Origin of the sequence: Streptomyces malaysiensis subsp. samsunensis (assembly GCF_024519315.1) — a bacterium.
Taxonomy (GTDB): Bacteria; Actinomycetota; Actinomycetes; order Streptomycetales; family Streptomycetaceae; genus Streptomyces; species Streptomyces malaysiensis.
This window is the reverse complement of sequence record NZ_JANIIC010000003.1, coordinates 126,638-143,608: the sequence shown is the minus strand read 5'-3', so window position 1 is coordinate 143,608 and position 16,971 is coordinate 126,638. Positions and strand designations below refer to the sequence as shown.

The 16,971-nt window shown below is 69.4% G+C and carries 19 protein-coding genes; 10 read left to right on the top strand and 9 right to left on the bottom strand.

All coding sequences use genetic code 11. The features are described 5' to 3' along the window. The first annotated feature begins 8 nt into the window (after positions 1–8). The gene (locus NQU54_RS03555) at positions 9–935 is read left to right on the top strand and encodes a TetR/AcrR family transcriptional regulator (RefSeq protein ID WP_257629710.1); all 927 of its coding nucleotides are present in this window, start codon (positions 9–11) and stop codon (positions 933–935) included. Between the two features lie 107 nt (positions 936–1,042). Next, the gene (locus tag NQU54_RS03550) at positions 1,043–1,846 is read left to right on the top strand and encodes a CPBP family intramembrane glutamic endopeptidase (RefSeq protein WP_257629848.1); all 804 of its coding nucleotides are present in this window, start codon (positions 1,043–1,045) and stop codon (positions 1,844–1,846) included. Positions 1,847–1,890: 44 nt separating this feature from the next. On the opposite strand, the gene NQU54_RS03545 is transcribed toward NQU54_RS03550, so the two are convergent. Further along, a complete protein-coding gene (locus NQU54_RS03545) occupies positions 1,891–2,832 on the bottom strand; it encodes an AraC family transcriptional regulator (RefSeq protein WP_257629709.1) in 942 nt (313 codons plus the stop codon). A gap of 73 nt (positions 2,833–2,905) precedes the next feature. Here NQU54_RS03545 and NQU54_RS03540 point away from each other — a divergent pair, with 73 nt between their 5' ends. Next, the gene (locus tag NQU54_RS03540; protein WP_257629708.1) at positions 2,906–3,910 is read left to right on the top strand and encodes an SDR family NAD(P)-dependent oxidoreductase; all 1,005 of its coding nucleotides are present in this window, start codon (positions 2,906–2,908) and stop codon (positions 3,908–3,910) included. Positions 3,911–4,076: 166 nt separating this feature from the next. Here the strand turns inward: NQU54_RS03540 and NQU54_RS03535 are convergent, their stop codons facing one another. The 3 genes from NQU54_RS03535 to NQU54_RS03525 form a co-directional block, all read right to left on the bottom strand. After that, entirely contained in the window at positions 4,077–4,871 is a 795-nt protein-coding gene (locus NQU54_RS03535; protein ID WP_257629707.1) for a class I SAM-dependent methyltransferase, read from the bottom strand. Positions 4,872–5,012: 141 nt separating this feature from the next. Continuing rightward, positions 5,013–5,459 (bottom strand): MarR family winged helix-turn-helix transcriptional regulator, encoded by a 447-nt coding sequence (locus NQU54_RS03530; RefSeq protein ID WP_257629706.1) that lies wholly within the window; start codon positions 5,457–5,459, stop codon positions 5,013–5,015. A gap of 452 nt (positions 5,460–5,911) precedes the next feature. Beyond that, positions 5,912–6,781 (bottom strand): SDR family NAD(P)-dependent oxidoreductase, encoded by an 870-nt coding sequence (locus NQU54_RS03525; RefSeq protein ID WP_257629705.1) that lies wholly within the window; start codon positions 6,779–6,781, stop codon positions 5,912–5,914. A gap of 57 nt (positions 6,782–6,838) precedes the next feature. Between NQU54_RS03525 and NQU54_RS03520 the strand changes: the two genes are divergently transcribed. Together NQU54_RS03520 and NQU54_RS03515 are read left to right on the top strand one after the other, a co-directional pair. Continuing rightward, positions 6,839–7,291, top strand: coding sequence for a MarR family winged helix-turn-helix transcriptional regulator (locus tag NQU54_RS03520; RefSeq protein ID WP_102933322.1), 453 nt, complete (start codon positions 6,839–6,841; stop codon positions 7,289–7,291). Positions 7,292–7,737: 446 nt separating this feature from the next. Beyond that, complete coding sequence (locus NQU54_RS03515; RefSeq protein WP_257629704.1) at positions 7,738–8,472, top strand: dienelactone hydrolase family protein; 735 nt, start codon at positions 7,738–7,740, stop codon at positions 8,470–8,472. A 102-nt stretch (positions 8,473–8,574) separates the two neighbouring features. Here the strand turns inward: NQU54_RS03515 and NQU54_RS03510 are convergent, their stop codons facing one another. Next, entirely contained in the window at positions 8,575–9,183 is a 609-nt protein-coding gene (locus tag NQU54_RS03510) for a TetR/AcrR family transcriptional regulator (RefSeq protein ID WP_257629703.1), read from the bottom strand. 135 nt (positions 9,184–9,318) lie between these two features. Here NQU54_RS03510 and NQU54_RS03505 point away from each other — a divergent pair, with 135 nt between their 5' ends. After that, positions 9,319–10,107 carry an SDR family NAD(P)-dependent oxidoreductase gene (locus NQU54_RS03505; protein WP_257629702.1) on the top strand — a complete coding sequence of 263 codons (789 nt, stop codon included), beginning with the start codon at positions 9,319–9,321 and terminating at the stop codon, positions 10,105–10,107. Positions 10,108–10,208: 101 nt separating this feature from the next. Here the strand turns inward: NQU54_RS03505 and NQU54_RS03500 are convergent, their stop codons facing one another. Beyond that, a complete protein-coding gene (locus NQU54_RS03500) occupies positions 10,209–10,601 on the bottom strand; it encodes a winged helix-turn-helix transcriptional regulator (protein ID WP_257629701.1) in 393 nt (130 codons plus the stop codon). Between the two features lie 94 nt (positions 10,602–10,695). On the opposite strand from NQU54_RS03500, the gene NQU54_RS03495 reads away from it, so the two are divergent. Further along, positions 10,696–11,544, top strand: a complete 849-nt coding sequence (locus NQU54_RS03495; RefSeq protein ID WP_257629700.1) for an enoyl-CoA hydratase/isomerase family protein — start codon at positions 10,696–10,698, stop codon at positions 11,542–11,544. 37 nt (positions 11,545–11,581) lie between these two features. Here NQU54_RS03495 and NQU54_RS03490 read toward each other — a convergent pair whose 3' ends face one another. Both NQU54_RS03490 and NQU54_RS03485 read right to left on the bottom strand, forming a co-directional pair. Then, on the bottom strand, positions 11,582–12,301 hold the full coding sequence (locus NQU54_RS03490; RefSeq protein ID WP_257629699.1) for a helix-turn-helix transcriptional regulator: 720 nt from the start codon (positions 12,299–12,301) through the stop codon (positions 11,582–11,584). Between the two features lie 16 nt (positions 12,302–12,317). Continuing rightward, positions 12,318–13,250 carry an alpha/beta hydrolase gene (locus NQU54_RS03485; protein ID WP_257629698.1) on the bottom strand — a complete coding sequence of 311 codons (933 nt, stop codon included), beginning with the start codon at positions 13,248–13,250 and terminating at the stop codon, positions 12,318–12,320. A gap of 214 nt (positions 13,251–13,464) precedes the next feature. On the opposite strand from NQU54_RS03485, the gene NQU54_RS03480 reads away from it, so the two are divergent. Together NQU54_RS03480 and NQU54_RS03475 are read left to right on the top strand one after the other, a co-directional pair. Continuing rightward, positions 13,465–13,854: a GMC family oxidoreductase N-terminal domain-containing protein gene (locus NQU54_RS03480; protein ID WP_257629697.1), complete on the top strand. Its 390-nt coding sequence runs from the start codon at positions 13,465–13,467 to the stop codon at positions 13,852–13,854. A gap of 64 nt (positions 13,855–13,918) precedes the next feature. After that, a complete protein-coding gene (locus NQU54_RS03475) occupies positions 13,919–14,296 on the top strand; it encodes a nuclear transport factor 2 family protein (RefSeq protein ID WP_257629696.1) in 378 nt (125 codons plus the stop codon). A 34-nt stretch (positions 14,297–14,330) separates the two neighbouring features. Here NQU54_RS03475 and NQU54_RS03470 read toward each other — a convergent pair whose 3' ends face one another. Next, positions 14,331–15,497 carry a glycoside hydrolase family 113 protein gene (locus NQU54_RS03470; RefSeq protein ID WP_257629695.1) on the bottom strand — a complete coding sequence of 389 codons (1,167 nt, stop codon included), beginning with the start codon at positions 15,495–15,497 and terminating at the stop codon, positions 14,331–14,333. Between the two features lie 256 nt (positions 15,498–15,753). Here NQU54_RS03470 and NQU54_RS03465 point away from each other — a divergent pair, with 256 nt between their 5' ends. Beyond that, positions 15,754–16,971: a sensor histidine kinase gene (locus NQU54_RS03465; RefSeq protein WP_257629694.1), complete on the top strand. Its 1,218-nt coding sequence runs from the start codon at positions 15,754–15,756 to the stop codon at positions 16,969–16,971.

Here is a 16,971-nt window from a genome sequence, read left to right as displayed (position 1 = left end):
GATGGCGGATGGAATCCGGCCACGGCGGGGAGGCGGGCGCCGTGCGCGGCCTGGAACTGCTCTGGGGCCTGGGCGAACGCCCCAACCGAGGCCGGCGCCCCGCCTTCACCGTCGACCAGATCGTGCGCACCGCGGTCGGGCTCGCCGACGCGGAAGGGCTCGCCGCCGTCTCCATGCGCCGGATCGCCGAAGCGCTCGGCTGCACCACGATGTCGCTCTACCGCTACGTGCCCGGCAAGGCCGAACTGCTCGACCTCATGACGGACGCCGTGATGGGCGAAGTCCCGCCGGCCGACGCCGCTCCGGGCGACTGGCGGACCAGACTGGAGCTGTCCGCCCGCGCCGACTGGGCCCTCTACCACCGTCATCCGTGGATCCTGCGGCTCCCGGCCGGGCGTCCCGCCCTGGGGCCCAACGGCTTCGCCTGGTACGAATCCGTCCTGCGGGTGCTCACCGCGACCGGTCTGCCCCCGGAGGCGCTGGTCAATGTGTTCGACCTGGTCGACGCGTACGTTCGGGGCGCGGCCCGCGACGCCCTCGACGCGGCCGCCGTCGAGCGCCATTCCGGCCTCACCGACGAGCAGTGGTGGGCCGCCCGCGCCCACTTCTGGGACGCCGTCTTCATCCCGGCCCGCTATCCGGTGGTGGCGAGCCTCCGCGCCGCCGGTGCCCTGCGCCACCCCCGCGACCGGGGCTTCGAGTTCGGCCTCCGGCTCGTGCTGGACAGCATCGAGACGTTCGTCCGGAACCAGCCCCGGCGCCGTGACGGAACGTCGGCACGTTACGAAACTCCCTGCCCGCAGTGCGGCGACCCCATCTCACACTCCAGTCCCACCGGCCGCCCCCGTACCTACTGCTCCGACGCCTGCCGCCAACGCGCCTACCGCGCCCGCCGACCCCGCGACCGCTCTGAGGGGAAGTCCGGCCAGGGGTAGAGGGGAGCGAGGCCGGATCGGAGCGAGGCCGGATCGGATCGCTCCCAAAAGGTCTGTGTTCCCATTTCTGCGCCTATTTCTCTGCTCACCGCTACGCTCGTCCCGTGATGCAGCCGTGGAAAGACCACGTCATCCGTCATCCCCTGTGGGGCGCACTGGAGTTGACATTTGCCTGGCATGCCGTGCTGCTGCTGTTCGCCGAGGTGATCCTGCCTCCACTGGCTCCCTCGTGGTATCCGGACCTCGGCGCCACCCTGGTCAACGCCATCTGCGCCACGGGGGCGTGGCTCGTCCTGTGGCGCTGGGGCTGGCTGCGAGCCTCCACGGTGGCCGCGCTCGGCCGTCCCCGCCGCTGGTGGCCGGCCGCGCCGATGCTGCTGATCGCCTGCTCGTACGCCGTGGCGGGACTCGACGGCAGCGCGACACTTGTCGCCAGCGGCCTCATCTCGCTGCTGTGGGTCGGCGTCAACGAGGAGATCTACAGCCGGGGACTCGTCCAGCAGACCCTCCGCCCACTCGGCCCGGTCCGCGCGGCCATCGGCGTCGCCATCCTCTTCGGAGCGGGACACATCCAGAACTTCCTGTTCTTCGGCGACCCGCTCGACGACACGCTGTGGCAGATGCTGTCCGCCGGCCTCTTCGGCTTCACCTGCGCCGCCCTGCGCTATGCCATCGGCTCGATCTGGCCGATGGCGGTCGTCCACGGACTCGACGACTTCTTCCAGATCCGCTCTCCCGGCGCGGCCCCCGACTGGTGGCAGGCGAGCGTGTACGCCTTCCACGCCGCGTACGGTCTGTGGCTGCTGCGCCGGTACGGGGCCGAGGAGGCCCCCTCACCTGTCGAAACCGTCCCGGCCGACCCTGGTGGGACGCCGCCCGGAACGGAGGCGCGCCGGACCGGGCCGCGCTGAACGGGCCCTGCCCGTATGGCTGTTGGCCCGGCCCGTATGACCGCTCATGAATCAGCGTGTGCGAGCTTCGCCCGACGCACCCGGTGGCGGTATCGCAGCGGTGACTCGCCCACCTCCCGTTTGAACGCGGTGCTGAACGCGCTCACGGACGCGTACCCCAGGGTGGCGGCCAGCGACTCGACGGGATCGTCCCCGTCGCGAAGAGCGCGCTGCGCCAGGAGCATCCGCCAGCGGTTGAGATAGGTGAGCGGCGGCATGCCCGCCACGGCCCGGAAGTGCGTGGCGAACGACGTCCGTGACATCGCCGAGGCGCTCGCCAGCGTCTCCAGCCGCCAGGGTTTCGCCGGTTCGGCGTGCATGAGGCTGAGCGCCGGATGCAGCCGATCGTCGGTGAGGGCCCGTAGCCACCCCGGAGGGAGCTCGGCCTGGTCGATGTAGGCGCGCAACATGTCGAGCAGGAAGAGCTGCCCGTGCTGCCGGATGGCGAACGCGGAGCCGACGCGGTCGCCGGTCAGCTCGTCGAGGAGCGCGTCGAGCCGGTCGCGCAGATGGATCGCGGCGGGGGAGGCCCGGACATGCCCCACCGGTGGCAGCGCCTGGAGCAGCAGGGTCCGGCCGACCGAGTTGAGGGCGATATGGCCGCCCAGGATCACATCCGCTCCGTCGTGGTCGGCATCGTCTTCGCGGATGGACGTGTAGCTTGCCGTTGTCACATCGATGTCGCGGGGCGGCCCGTCGCCGGTGCCTCCCCTCAGCTCCAGCCACGCCCGATTGTTCAGGATGGCCACGTCGCCCGGTACGAGGGCGAGGGGACTCTCGGTGCTGTCGGTGGTCAGCCGGGCCCGGCCGCGCGCCACCGCGATGAACTTCAGGGGGTGGCTGAGGGCGCCACGCGCCACCCAGGACTCGCGGGCCGCGAAACCACTCGTCATCAGTCCCTGGATCTCGATGTGATCGAACACTTCGGAGAGCTGATCGTCGACCATGCTCGTACGATCGAGCAAAAAACTCGAACGCGCAAGTATTCAGAGTACGAGGGGTACCCGCGAGAGTGGCCACATGGATCACAAACAACACCCCCTCGGATCCGGCTTCACCGCGGCCTCGACGGCCCGTGAGGTCCTCGCGGGCATCGATCTGTCCGGTGCCCACGCCGTCGTCACCGGCGGCCACAGCGGACTCGGCCTGGAGACCACCCGGGCACTCGGCGAGGCCGGTGCGTCCGTCACCGTCGGCTCGCGCGACCCGGATGGCGCCGCTGCCGCGCTGGCCGGGATCGAGGGTGCCGAGGTCAGCCGGCTGGACCTGCTCGACCCGACGTCGATCGACGCCTTCGTGGCCCGGTACCTCGACTCCGGCCGCCCGCTCCACATCCTGGTCAACAACGCCGGTCTGCCGCTCGGTGACGGCCCGGTGCGAGACGCACGCGGCTACGAGTCGCAGTTCGCCACCAACCACCTGGGCCACTTCCAGCTGACCCTGGGCCTGCTGCCCGCGCTGCGCGCCGCCCACGGCGCCCGCGTCGTCAACGTGTCATCCGGTGGCCACCGACTCTCCGACATCCGCTGGGACGATCCGCACTTCACCACCGGCTACGACCACTACCTCGCCTACGGCCAGTCCAAGACGGCCAATGTGCTGTTCGCCGTCGAACTCGACCGCCGCTGGGCCCAGGACGGTGTCCGCGGCTACGCCGTGCACCCGGGCGTCGTCGTCGGCACGAAACTGAACAGCTCGGTCGGCGAGGAGCAGCAGCGGGCCATGGGACTGCTCGACGAGTCCGGTCGGCCCATCGTCGACCCGGACCGCGGGCTCAAGAGCCCGCAGCAGGGGGCCGCCACCATCGTGTTCGCGGCGGCAAGCCCACTGCTCGCCGAGATCGGCGGTGTCTACCTCAAGGACAACGACATCTCACCACTGGACGAAGACCCGGCCCCCCTGACCTTCGGCACCGAGCAGGACCCTCCGTCCGACGTCGTACCGCACGCCATCGACCCCCGGTCCGCCCAGCGTCTCTGGGAGGTGAGCGAGGAACTGATCAAGGTACGGGCCCCACTCGCCTGAGGTCGCGGAATCCGGCTCGGCGCATAGCCGTGGCCTGGGCAGACGCCGATGAGAGCGCGGATGTCCTCGACGACGGCGGCTTCGGCGGGCGGCTGCCTACGGTGGGCGGATCAGTTGCGGTGGGGTTCCGCTCACCGCAACTCGTTCCGCATGGACCGCGTACGCGTCACACTGTCGCGGTGACGAATTGCGTCTGGATCTGGACGGACTGGCCGGCTACTGGAAGCTCGAAGTGATTGACTGCCGTCACCTCGTCGGCGTCCTCGATCTGCCATCCGTTCTGCTGGAAGAGTGCCGACCAGGCGTCGCGGGATCGGATCGTGTGCAGGGGACCGGCACCGCTGAACATCACATCGTCCACGGTCGAGACGACGAGGCCGGACTCGAGTCCGGCAGGATGCACTTCGGCGGTGATGGCCAGGGCGCTCCCACTCGCGGCGCGGCTGGAAACCCCGGCGAGGAGGCGCTCGACGCCGCCCGGTTCGAGGAACAGAACAAGATGTTCGGCGATGAAGAGGGTCGGCTGCTGGGCGTCGTGCCCCGCGTGAGCCAAGACCTCGGCGACATCGGCGGTTCCGAAGTCCACTGCGGCCAGGGTGATGTGCGTGGTGTCGGTGTCCATCACTTCGAGCCGACGAGCCTTGTCGGCAACGACGTCAGGCAGATCGAGGTCGAAGAACCGCACACCGGAATGCCGGAACCGCAGAGCGCGGTCATCGTAGCCGGCACCGAGGTTTACGACCTGGAGGATCCCCGCCTCGACAGCGTCCAGCACCAGCTGGTCGAAGTACGGGGCGCGGGGCGCCAACAGTCCCAGTGACAGGGAGATGTCACTGGGCTCGCCGCCCGGCCCGATCGCTTGCAGCCCCTGTACGAGCGTACGCCCGGCGTCGGGGTCGCCCTCGGCGGTGTGCGGTCGTTCGAACTCGACGCGCCCGAGGGCGCACACCACGCGGATCATGGTCAGTGTCCTGTCTGCTTGCGTCTTGATGAGGGCACCTTTACTTGCTGGACGCGCTTGTCCGGGCGGGTTCGAGCGCGCGTCGGCCGATGCCGACACGGTGGGGAACGGGATGTGGTTTTGGCGTCTCGGCCGGGCGCGTCACGAGTCGCCCAGGATCGGCAGATCAGCGGTGATCTTGTCGAGCAGTGTCTGGAGGGCGGCGCGCTCCGACCTGGTGAGCGGCGCGAGGATCGACTCGTCCACAGCGATCATCGCCTCCTCACGTCCAGCCACGAGCTCAATGCCGGCGTCGGTGGCGAAGACGCGTTTGCTGCGTTCATCGCCGTCTTCGAAGCGGCGTTCAACGAGATCCCGCGCTTCGAGCCCACGCAGGACGCCGGAGACATTCGCCGCGGTCGTACGTGTCGCCTGCGCGATGTCGCGCTGGATGGCCCCGGGGCTATCGGCGAGGTAGCTGAGCACAAATGCTTGCTGCATGGTGAGTCCTCGGGAGCGAATCCAATCCTGTCCGGCCCGCACCTGAGCCCAGTTGATGATCTTGAGCTGTTCAAGCGGACGGGTAGGAGCGTGTTCCGGCTGGTCCATGCCTCGACAGTAACAGTTAACGCCTTAATGGTGAACTCCCTAACCGGGTCTCCTCCGTCCTGGGCAAGACCGAGGAATCGTCCCCCCCCGGGCGTCCGCCGCAGCGTGACGCCGCGTCGGACTGGTCGGCTCACATCGAGCGGATCCGTATGAGATGGCGCGGTCGGCCTGGGTGGGGACATACGATCAGCTGCTATGAGCATCACGCGTAGGCCGCTCGGTCACGGTCCGCAGCCTCAGCCCTCTGACGCTGCCCAGCTTGAGACGGACAGCGTCCACCGGGTGAGCGCTGCTGAGGCCGGCATCGAGGCGGCGCCGCTGTACCGGCCCGGTGGGTTGGAACACCTCGCCCAACTGCGCGAGCGTGGCGTGCTCCGCTCGCCGGATCAGCCCGCCTGACTGCTGTGGGCGCGGGCGGCCGGGATGCCCGGTGAAGAGACGATCCGCCGGTCTCAGTCAGCCGTGCGGGCGGACAGCAGCGTCGCGGTCTCGTCCCGCAGTCGCTTCTGCGCGCGAGGATCCCGGCCGGGCTCGGGGCACTCCAGCGGCCGGGCATCGCGTACGGAGAAGTAGCCGCCACTGGTGTGTGCGAACGCGGGGTCGGTGGCCAGCCGAACGATGATGCCGGCCCCCTTGCGCGGGTCACCGATGCGCAGAGTGTTCAAAGCGCGTTGCAGGATCCCGGAGCCGGGCAGGTCACGCCCCAGACCGGTGGCGTTGAAGCCGGGATCACAGCAGTTGACGGTGACCTTCGCGGGATCCAGGTGCCGCGCCAGTTCCTGCGTCCACATGATGGTCATCAGCTTGGTCCGTCCGTACAGGGCCATCGACTCCCGTCGGGTGTAGGGGTCGACGCGGCGCAGGTCCTCGGTCGGCGTGATCGTCTTGGCCTGCCGGGACGCCTCGGAGGCGACGTTGACGATCCGCGCCGGCGCCGACGCGAGAAGCCTGCCGGTCAGTGCGTGGGTCAGTGCGAACGGGCCAAGGTAGTTGACCGCGGTCATCTCCGCGAAGCCTTCGGCGGTGGTGCGCTGGGAGAAGGCGTGCAGCCCGGCGTTGTTGATCAGCACGTCCACCCGCGGATAGTGCGCGGCGATCTCTTCGCCGACCCGATGGGCGTGCGAGATGAGGCTCAGGTCCGCGTGGAAGACGTCGACCGGAGCGTCACCGAGCGCCGCCTCGAGTTCGCTCACGAGCGCGTCGGCCCTGACGCGGGAGCGGGCCACCACGCCGATGCGGTAGCCGCGGCCGGCCAGGTCCAGAGCGGCGATACGGCCCAGGCCGGAGGTGGCTCCGGTGATCAGGGCGACGGGACGGTTCATGACACGCTCCATTCATGAGGTACCTCACTACTTCTTTGTGGGAGGCTACCTGACACCATGAGCGAGCATGAAGCGATCACCGTCGGCGGTGGCCCTGAACAGGTAGGACTGTCCTTTCTCACCGCGGCCTACGGCGTACGGGAAGAAGTGGACAGATCCATGCTGTCGGCCGCGGGACTGTCCCTGTCCCGTACCAAAGTCCTCCAGGTGCTGGCCGCACGCGGCGCACTGCACCAGGCCCAGCTCGCCGATGCCCTCGGTCAGGCACCGCGTTCCGTCACACAGATGGTGGCGGGCCTCGAACGCATCGGCCTGGTTGCCCGCGCCGAGGACGCCGACGACCGCCGCCGCAAAACCGTGTCCCTGACGGACCAAGGCCGCACAACGCTGGCGGCCGCGGAACAGGCAGGAACACACACCCTGCGCCGGCTCTTCGGCTCACTCGACTCGCAGCAGCTGACAAGCCTGAGGGCACTGCTTGCCCACCTCGATGCGGCACTTGAGCGCTGAACCGTCACCTCGGCGTGTTCGCCGCCCGGTCGTGGGCGTCGAACACGCCTGAACGGCCCGAGGTCAGGACAGCGGCTTCGAGGGGGCTGGGGCGCAACTGCGACGCCGCTGCGCTGGAGACCGACACAGCGTCTCGACGCCCGTTCTCGATTGACGGGCAGTGCGTCGACCGGGTTCAGGGCCCGAGGCGTTGGCCGAGATCATCCTCGCGAACCGCACGGTGGACTCGCGTGCTGGCGTCGGCCTGGTCCGGTGGGCTACGCTGCGCGGCGATGAATACCGGGACGGCCTCGCGCCACACACGGATTGGTGACCCGGTGCTCTTCTGAGCGCCGAACGGGCCGATGCGGGCCCGCTGTTCGATCGAGGGCCTGGCGCTGCCGCGCGGGCTCCGCCTCCGTCGCGTTGATCACAGGTTCGACAGATCAACCACGACAGGAGGATTCATGCCCACCAAGACGCTTCGGATTCCCACCGCGGACGGTCAGGCCGACGCATTCGCTGCCCTCCCCGACCACGGCGAGCGGCACCCAGGGGTGCTCATGTACGCGGACGGCTTCGGCATCCGGCCCGTGCTGCGGGAGATGGCCCACGAACTGGCCGGGCACGGCTACTACGTGCTCGTCCCCAACGTCTTCTACCGGCACGGCCCGGCACCGGTGATCGAACTTCCCGAGCACATCGGAGCAGAGACCCGGCCCCAGGTCATGGCCCAGTTGATGCCCTTGATCGAGGCGCACACCGCGGAACGTGTCCTGAGCGACGCCGATGCCTACCTCCGGTTCCTCACCACCCAGCCCGAGGTCGCCGCCGGCCCGGTCGCGGTGACCGGTTACTGCATAGGTGGCCTTCTGGCGATGCGCACCGCCGCGGCCCACCCCGGCCAGGTGGCCGCCGTCGCCGGATTCCACGCCCCCGTGGACACCGACAGGCCCGACCTTCTCGCCAAGCTCACCGCCCAGGTCCACCTCGGCCACGCCGAAAGCGACATGACACCCGAAGCCCTCGGCGAGCTCAACCGGGCCCTGGATGCCGCGGGTGTCGACCACACCTCCGAGATCTACCCCGGCACCAGCCACGGCTTCACCATGTCCGACACCGACGCTTTCAGCGCCTCCGGGCTGAAGCGCCACTGGGACCGCCTGCTTCCCCTCCTGGACCGCACCCTGGCCAACAGCTGAGGCTCCGGCTCGGCCACCGGCGCTGAACCGACCACGGACGACTGGCTGCCCGAGCCGATGCCCCTCGAGGCCCGTCGCCGCGGCGATGGCGGGACCCCGATCTCATGTGAGTGAGAGGGCTGTCGTCGCGTCGTGGCTGCCGCCCAGCGCGCCGAGCGCGGTTCGGACGAGCAGATCGACCTTCGCCTCGGTCTCGTCTCCGGTGGCCGAGGAGGCCAGGGTCGTGGAGTCCGCGGGCAGGTCATGGACCTCGTGGAGAAGGGCCAGATAGACCCGGCGACACCAAGCGGGGTCCACCGCGGTGATCGCTCCTGTGTCGCGCAGGCGGGCGAAGAGCAGGTCGAGGCCGTCGAGAACGGCCGGCGTGATGGCCGCGCTGAGCTGGACGGCGAAGCGGTGGCTGAGCTTGAGGTCGAAAACGATCTCCGTGAGTCGGTGCAGCGCGATAAGGGGCGGCGCGGTCTCCACCCGTGCTTCTGCCAGACCGAGCAGGTAGCGCCGGCTGAGCTGCTCGGCCAGCGCGTCCAGCAGCGCGGTGCGGGAAGCGAACCGTCGGTGGACGGTGGCGCGGGCGAGCCCGGCGGCGTCCGCGATCCGCTCCAGGGACGCGTTGGCGTCCTCGGCGAGCACGGTCTCGGCTGCTTCCAGGATGCGGGCCGTGCTGCGTTCGGCGTCCGCGCGTATCCGCCGGGAAGGGGTGTTCCCGCCCATGCAACCTCCTCCTTCGTCGGAGTGTCACCCTACCCTCGGCGACGGTAAACGAGACATCGATGGCGCAGTTATTGACGAAATGAGGCAGTGGTGTTTCAGTTATGGCGCTTGAGTCTTCTCGCACAGGAGCACGTCATGGATCTTCAGTTCGCGGGCAAGCGCGTCCTGGTCACCGGGGCGAGCAGGGGCATCGGCCTTGCGATCGTTCGGGCGTTCCAGGAGGAAGGGGCCTCGGTGACCGCGACGGCGCGAAGCATCACGCCCGAGCTCGAGGCCACCGGAGCCGCTTTCGTTCCCGCCGACCTCTCCACGGCTGACGGCCCGCAGCGCATGGTCGAGGCCGTCCTGGCCGCCCATCCCAGGCTCGATGTCCTGGTCAACAACGCCGGCGGCGGCGTCGTGCCGGACGAGGCGTTCGGCGATCCGCTCGACGGCGGGGACGACGTCTGGGCGGCCGGGTTCGCGCTCAACTTCGACGCGGCGGTATGGACCATCCGCGCCGCCCTGCCCTCGCTCATCGAGGCCAGGGGCGCCGTGGTCAACATCAGCTCCGACAGCGCCCGCCGGCCGGGGGCGGAGCCGCTGCCCTACACCACCGCCAAGGCGGCCCTCAACGCCTTCACCCGACAGCTCGCCGAGCGCGTGGCGTCCTCCGGGGTACGCGTCAACGCGGTGTCGCCGTCAGCCACGCGCACCAACCTGGTGACGGGTACGGACGGATACATCGCGCAAGTGGCGGACAGGGCGGGTATCGACCACGACATGCTGGTGGCAAGCCTGCCGAAGCAGAACGGGATGCTCACCGAAACCCTGATCGACCCCGCCGAGATCGCCCGGGCGGTGCTTCTGCTGGCCTCCCCGACCATGCCGAGCGCGATCGGCGCGAACTGGTTCGTCGATGCGGGGGCCGTCAAGACCATCTGAACGCGCCACTCAGCTGTGCCGGCGGGCGGATGAGGAGTGGGTGCCGGCTGCCGGTGCATGGTGCTCGGTGCACGGCGCCGACCGCGTGCGGCGCCGTGCGGCTATGCGTCAGCCCTGCTGTCGTACGCCCGCCGGCAGTTCTGGATTTCCTCGCTGTGCTCGACAGTCCAGCTGTAAAGATGCCCGAAAGGCTCCCGCAGGGACTCACCCAGCGCCGTGAGCGAGTATTCGACGCCGACCGGTGAAGTCGGCAGTACTTTCCGCTGAATCATGCCGTTCCGCTCAAGACGGCGCAGTGTCTGAGTGAGGACGCGCTGCGTCACACCTTCCAAGCGGCGCTTCAGCTCGTTGAACCGCATGGGCTGCTCCAGAAGCGCCATGACCATCATCGACCACTTGTCCGCTATCTGGTCGAGGATCGGCCGGCTGGGGCAGTCCGCCCGGAAAACGATGCGTGTTCCCGCGTCAACGCCGTGCGGGTCGGTATCCCTCATGATCCTTGGTTCTCCCAAAGTGCGTTCTTGACGGTCCCAGTGGCGTCGCCGACGGTAGGTATGCATCGCAAACCTACATCCCTATCGATTACTGATGGAGAACCTCTTGACCACCCATGTCTACTCGACCCTGCATATGGGCATCGAAGACGGCGTCGCCCGGATCGTCCTCGACAATCCACCGGTGAACGTGCTCGACGCGACGATGATGCGCGAGCTCCGCACCGCGCTGGACGCCTTGAGGGGCGATTCATCGGTTCGGGTGGTCGTCTTCTCCAGCGCCGACCCGGAGTTCTTCCTCGCGCATGTGGATATGCGGATCGGGGAGAAGATGGACGTTCTGGAGCAGCTCGCCGCGTCGGCTCCGGCGGACGTCAATGTGTTCCAGGCCCTGGGCGAGCTCCTCCGCCATCAGCCCCAGGTGACCATCGTGAAGCTGGCCGGGAAGGCCCGTGGAGGCGGGGCGGAATTCGTAGCCGCGGCGGACATGGCATTCGCCGCTGCCGAGACCGCCGGAATCGGCCAGATCGAAGCACTCATGGGCATCGTCCCCGGCGGAGGCGGAACGCAGTACCTCCGTAACCGCGTGGGCCGCAACCGTGCGCTGGAGGTGGTGCTCACCGCAGACCTGTTTGATGCCGAGACCGCAGCGTCCTACGGCTGGATCAACCGGGCTCTGCCGGCCGACCAACTCGATGATTACGTCGACCGTATCGCCCGCAATATCGCTGCCCTGCCCGATGGTGTCATCGAAGCGGCCAAGCGCGCATTGCCTGCCGAACACATCACGGACGGACTCCTCCGCGAGAACGAGGCGTGGGCCACTCAGATTGCTTTGCCCGCTGTTCAGCATTTGATGGGCCGAGGACTGCGCGACGGGGCGCAGACACCGGCAGGCGAACGCGACCTCGAGGAGCTGATGCGTGCTGCCATGCGCCAATGAGCCGGAACCAGTGGCTGATCTCCCACTTCGTCGATGGTCAGGGTGGCGGTGTGAGCGAAGCCAGTGCGGCGGGAGGCACCGCACCGGCCGCGCTCGAGCCGAGCAGCAGGTCGGTCAGGACATGGGGCTGTGCCTGCTCGCCGGTCGGAGCCGCCGTGGTGATCCGGTCCAGCCGGAAGCCTCGGCCGGCGCGCCGTGTGCGACACCAGGCGATGAGGTACCAGCGGCCTTCGGCGGTGAGCAGTCCGGCCGGTTCCACGATGCGGTTGCTTTCGCGTCCCGCCGCGTCGGTGTAGGACAGCCGTAGCACCGTGTTGTCGGTGAGGGCCTGTTCCACCGCGGCACGGACCTCGGAGTCCGTACGCGTCGGCAGTGCGACGATCCGTGCGGCGAGTTCCCGCGCCGCCGCCGAGGCGGGGCCGGTCATCGAGGCCGCGATCTTCTGGGCCGCGGTGCGGGCCGCACCGGCGTACGGGGCGGAGGCGCCGGCCGCGGCGAGCGCTGCGGTCAGTGCCGCGGCTTCATCGGCGGTGAAGTGGATCGGCGGCAGGGTCATCTTCGGGTCGATCGACCAGCCCCCGCCCCGCCCGGTCGTGGTGCGCACCGGGACACCGGTTTCCATCAGCGCCTGGAGGTCGCGCTGTACCGTGCGGGTGCCGATCTCGAATCGCGCGGCGAGCGTCGCGACCGTCAGCGGCCGTGGCGCCGCCGCGCGCAACTCCTCCACCAGTGCGTAGAGCCGGGCAGTGCGGTTCATCAGGCCGACGCTACCGTCACGCGGTGGCCAGGAAGTCCCGCCCCCGCCGCTGTTCCCGCTCGGTGATGGTGAGGGGGAACAGGGTGAAGCCGTGCATCGCACCGGCGACGACGCCGAGCTGCACAGGAGCGCCTGCCGCCTGCCACCGCTGGGCCAGGAACAGGGAGTCGTCCAGCAGCGGATCCTCGGTGCCGACGACCATACGGGCGGGTGGCAGACCGGTCAGGTTCGCGAACAGGGGCGAGACCTCGGGGTCCCGGCGCTGCTCCGCCTCCATCTGCGGTGTGAACTGCTCATAGTGGCCCCGAAGCGACTCGGTGTTGCTCAGCAGCGGCCGTGGGCCGAACGACCGCTGGCTCGGCGTCATCGACAGGTCGTAGACGCCGAAGAGCAGATGGGCCGCCCGGAACGCGCCGGTGATGCCATGCCGGTCCCGAAGGCGCAGCAGCGTCATGACGCTGAGGTGGGCACCGGCCGATTCACCGCCGATCAGCAGCCGTTCGGTACCGAACTCGGCCACGGCGTGCTCCACCAGCCACCGGGCGGCCGCCTCGCAGTCATCGGGCCCGGCGGGGAACGGGTGTTCCGGGGCAAGCCGGTAATCCACGCTCACCACGGCCAGCCGCGCCTCCACGGCCAGCCGCCAGAGCTTTTCATCCTGGCCGTCCGCGGAGCCGAGCACCCAGCCACCTCCGTGGATGTGCAGATACACACCGTCGATCCGGTCCGGCACGAACGTCCGGACTTTCACCCCGCCCTCGATGACGCGGTCCTGGCCGTGCTCCAGTCGCACCGGTGGGGTGTCGCCGCCCAGCCGGTTACGCCGCAGGAGCGCCGGCGTGGCCGAGCTCGGTGTCTGTTCGCGAGGCGGACGGCTCGCCGCGGCCGCCTCGAATTGCTTGTTGAAGGCCAGGGTCTCGGTGAGGCAGTCCTCATCTGTGATCGTCATACCGTCGACAGTCGCAGCTGCCCGCGACAACATCCTGTCACCCTTTCTCTGTGATCTACGGCACGGTCCGATGGCAGAGCCGGGCGCATGCTCGTCCGTGGCCCCGGGCGCGCCCAGATGCCCCTTGCGCCTGTCGGCGGGACCGCTGTGGGTGCTGAGGGCGACGATGGCGTGTCCGTCCGGCTCGGGTGCCGGCGGTTGCGATTCTGGGCGCATGGAGCGTGGGACGCCGATGGGCCCGTTCGACTACGTCATCGTGGGGGCGGGGAGCGCCGGGAGCGTCCTCGCCGCCCGGCTGACCGAGGAGCCCGGCGTCCGGGTGCTTCTTCTCGAGGCCGGGGGAGCGGACACCAACGAGAACATCAAGGCGCCGGCGGGGCTCGGGCTGCTGTTCCACTCCGAGGTCGACTGGGACTATCGGACCGTCGAGCAGGAGGCGGCCGGGCGGACGTTCTACTGGCCGAGGGGGAAGACACTCGGGGGTTCCTCGTCGACCAACGTCATGCTCTACGCCCGCGGCACCACCGGAGCACCATCAACGACGTCCTCAGCACGGACACCTTCACCCGCGTGCGGTGCGGGTACCGTTGGGCAACTCCCATAGGACGTGGGTCACTTCTCGGGTCGAGCCCAGGTCACTTGTTCCACGACCGCTTGGAGGTATCGACATGACACGAGACGCGGAATTGCCCGCCGTGGTGGACCGGTACATTGCCGCCGTCAATGCGCGGGACTGGGCCGCGATCGCTCCCTGTTTCACGGACGACGCCGAGTTCTGGACGCTCGGCGTGCGGACGGCGCATGGCTCGGCGCGGATCGCCAAGCAACTGCGCGAGTCCATGGGGGCGTTGCCCGAGACGTACGACGAGGTTGTGCGGGTGGCTGTCGACGGCACCATCGTGTTCGTGGAGATGGTGTTCCGAGGTCGCACCACGGCGGGCAACGCCTTCGAGGTCAACGCAGCCGATGTTATCGAACTCACCCCCGACGGCAGCGCCATCACCCGCGTCGCGGCGTGGTTCGACTCCGCACAACGACCGACATGACGCTTCCGGAGGGGGGATCCCGCCACTTGGAGTCTCAGGGGCGCCGTCGGTGGCGGGCGTAGGCGTCGGCCAGGGCGGTGAATGATTCCTTGGGCTCCCAGTGCCAGGCGGAGTCCGGATCCGCCGGGTGGTCCGGGATCACTTTCACCAAGCTGTAACTGGCCATATCCAGGTCGAGTTGTCGCTCACGGCGGTGTGGGGCGTCGGGTGTGATGAAGGTGTAGGCCATGGCCGCGTACAGGTTCATCGACTCGAACACGTCCAGCACATCCGTCAGGTAGGCGGCCTGGGTGCGCTCGCTGCGCACCAGTTCCTTCTTCACCCGCGGCGGTGTCGTGGTGTAGTCGACGACGTCCCAGGCCATGCCGCCCAGGCGCGGCGCGCCCTCGAAGGTGCAGGAGCCGAACTCGGTGATCGCCAGCGGCTTGCCGTCACGCTGATACCGGCGCAGCTCCCGGACGTGTCCGGCGCGGTGGGGAAACCAGCCGTAGTAGTCGATGCACACCAGGTCGAACAGGTCCCAGTCCACGTCCTCGTCCTGCGCGGCCCCGTACGACAGAGGCCCATGGAAGACCGAGCGGCCGACGGCCGCGGCGCGGGTGGTGAACCGGTGCAGCCGCTGGGCGGTCTTCACCGGGTCGTAGTTGCCCTTGACCAGGTTCTCGATCCGTTCGACCGCGGTGGCGCCGGGCACGATCCCGGGCACGAACAACATGAACTCACAGCCCACGTTCAGATGCACCCGCACGCCCTGCCGCCGCAGGTGTTCGGCGAACCGTCCGGTCTCCGCGAGGTGGTCGAGGATGTCCCCGGCGGGCATATCGCCGAGGGTCGGCTCCAGCCATATGTGCAGACCGCTCTCGGCCGCCTCGGCCGCGGTGCGGGTGAGCCGTTCGACACCATCGCCGGTGATCTTCACCGTGTCGGCGTGCAACTCGTGGCGAATCGCCCGCAGATCGGCCCGGGTACGAGCCGGATTCCATGCCGTCGCCGGCGTCTCGCCCTCTCCCACTTCGTAGACGACCCCGCGATATCGCACACCGCCCGGGTCCACGTCTCCCGCCCGCCTCCCATGGACTTTGGTGTGTGTCCCCTCGTACCGCCCCGCCGCGGCGGCGTGCCCGGCGGACAGTGCCGTGCCGACGGCGACGGCCCCTGTGAGCTGCAAAAACCGCGCCCTGCTGATCTGGGCTGCACCCATCTGGTTCTCTCCCGTTCTTCCGGATGGCAGCAGCCTGAAGGGTCACCGCGGTCGGCACCATTCGCCGATGGTCTATGAGGAGACAGGCCCAAGGACCTATCGCCATCGCCGAAAGAACGACCCGGCATGCCCTCCCGGACCGATGGCCTTGACGCCACGCCGACCATCGGCGCCATCCGCCTCGGCCAGGTGGCCGAGGCCGACCTGGCCGGTGGGCCGATACCGCTGCCCTGCGCGGCCCGCATACCCTCACCCCATGACCAACGGCCTCGACCCCGCCCTCCGCGCCGGGCGCACCTGGCGTGACTGGGTGGTGGACGCGGTGCTCTTCTGCGTGGCCGTCTTCCTCGGCATGGTCGTCCTCGGCGTGGTGAAGGAGCAGGGCGAGCTGCCGGGCTGGGCGGCCGAACTGGACCCGCTGCTGGGGCTCGTGGCCTGTCTCGCGCTGTGGTGGCGGCGTGGCTTCCCGCTCGCCGTGGCCCTGATCGGGCTGCCCGCGGTGGCGCTGGCCACCAGCGCTCTGCCCGCGGGCGCGGTGATCGTCACCAATGTCGCGCTCCGCCTCCGCTGGCGGCGGGCGCTGGTGATGCTCGCCGCGTACGTGGTGTGCATGGTGCCCTCCGGCCTGCTGCCGTCGGGGCACGCCGAGGACCTGTGGTTCGACGCCGTGTTCTGCCTGGCCTACCTCCTGGCCTCCTTCGCCTGGGGCCATGCCCTGCGTTCCCGTCGGCTGCTCGTCCAGCGGCTGCGCGTGGACGCCGAGCGGGCCAGGGCCGAACACGAGCGCAGACTCGCCGACGCCCGCCGTGGCGAACGCCAGGCCATCGCCCGTGAGATGCACGATGTGCTGGCACACCGCATCTCCCTGCTCTCCGTGCACGCGGGCGCACTGGCCTATCGCACCCGACAGGCGGAGGCCGGCGCCGGACCCGCGCTCAACAGCACCGAGGTCGCCCGGAGCGCCGAGGTGATCCGGGGAAACGCGCACGAGGCCGTGGAGGAGCTACAGGAGGTGCTGCACCTGCTGCACGCTGAGGGCGGTGGCGAGCCGGTGTCGCTGCTTCCGCGGATCCAGGACATCGACGGTCTCGTGGCGGACGCCCGCGCCACGGGCCAGCCGGTGGACTTCCACACCGAGCTGACCGCCGACGCCGTCCGCGAACTGCGGTCCCAACTGCACCGGACCGTCTACCGCGTGGCCCAGGAGGGCCTGACCAACGCCCGCAAACACGCGCCCGGTACACCCGTCAGCGTGTGCCTGACCGGAGGGCCGGGCACCGGCCTCACCGTCGAGGTCCGCAACGGGCTGCCCACCTCGCCCGCCACCGCCGACACCGGCGAGGCGATCCCGGGCACCGGCGCCGGTCTGACCGGGCTCGCCGAACGCGTCCGCCTCGACGGTGGCACCCTCGACCACACCGCCGCCGACAACACCTTCACACTGCGCGCCCGGCTACCGTGGCCCGAGAGGTGA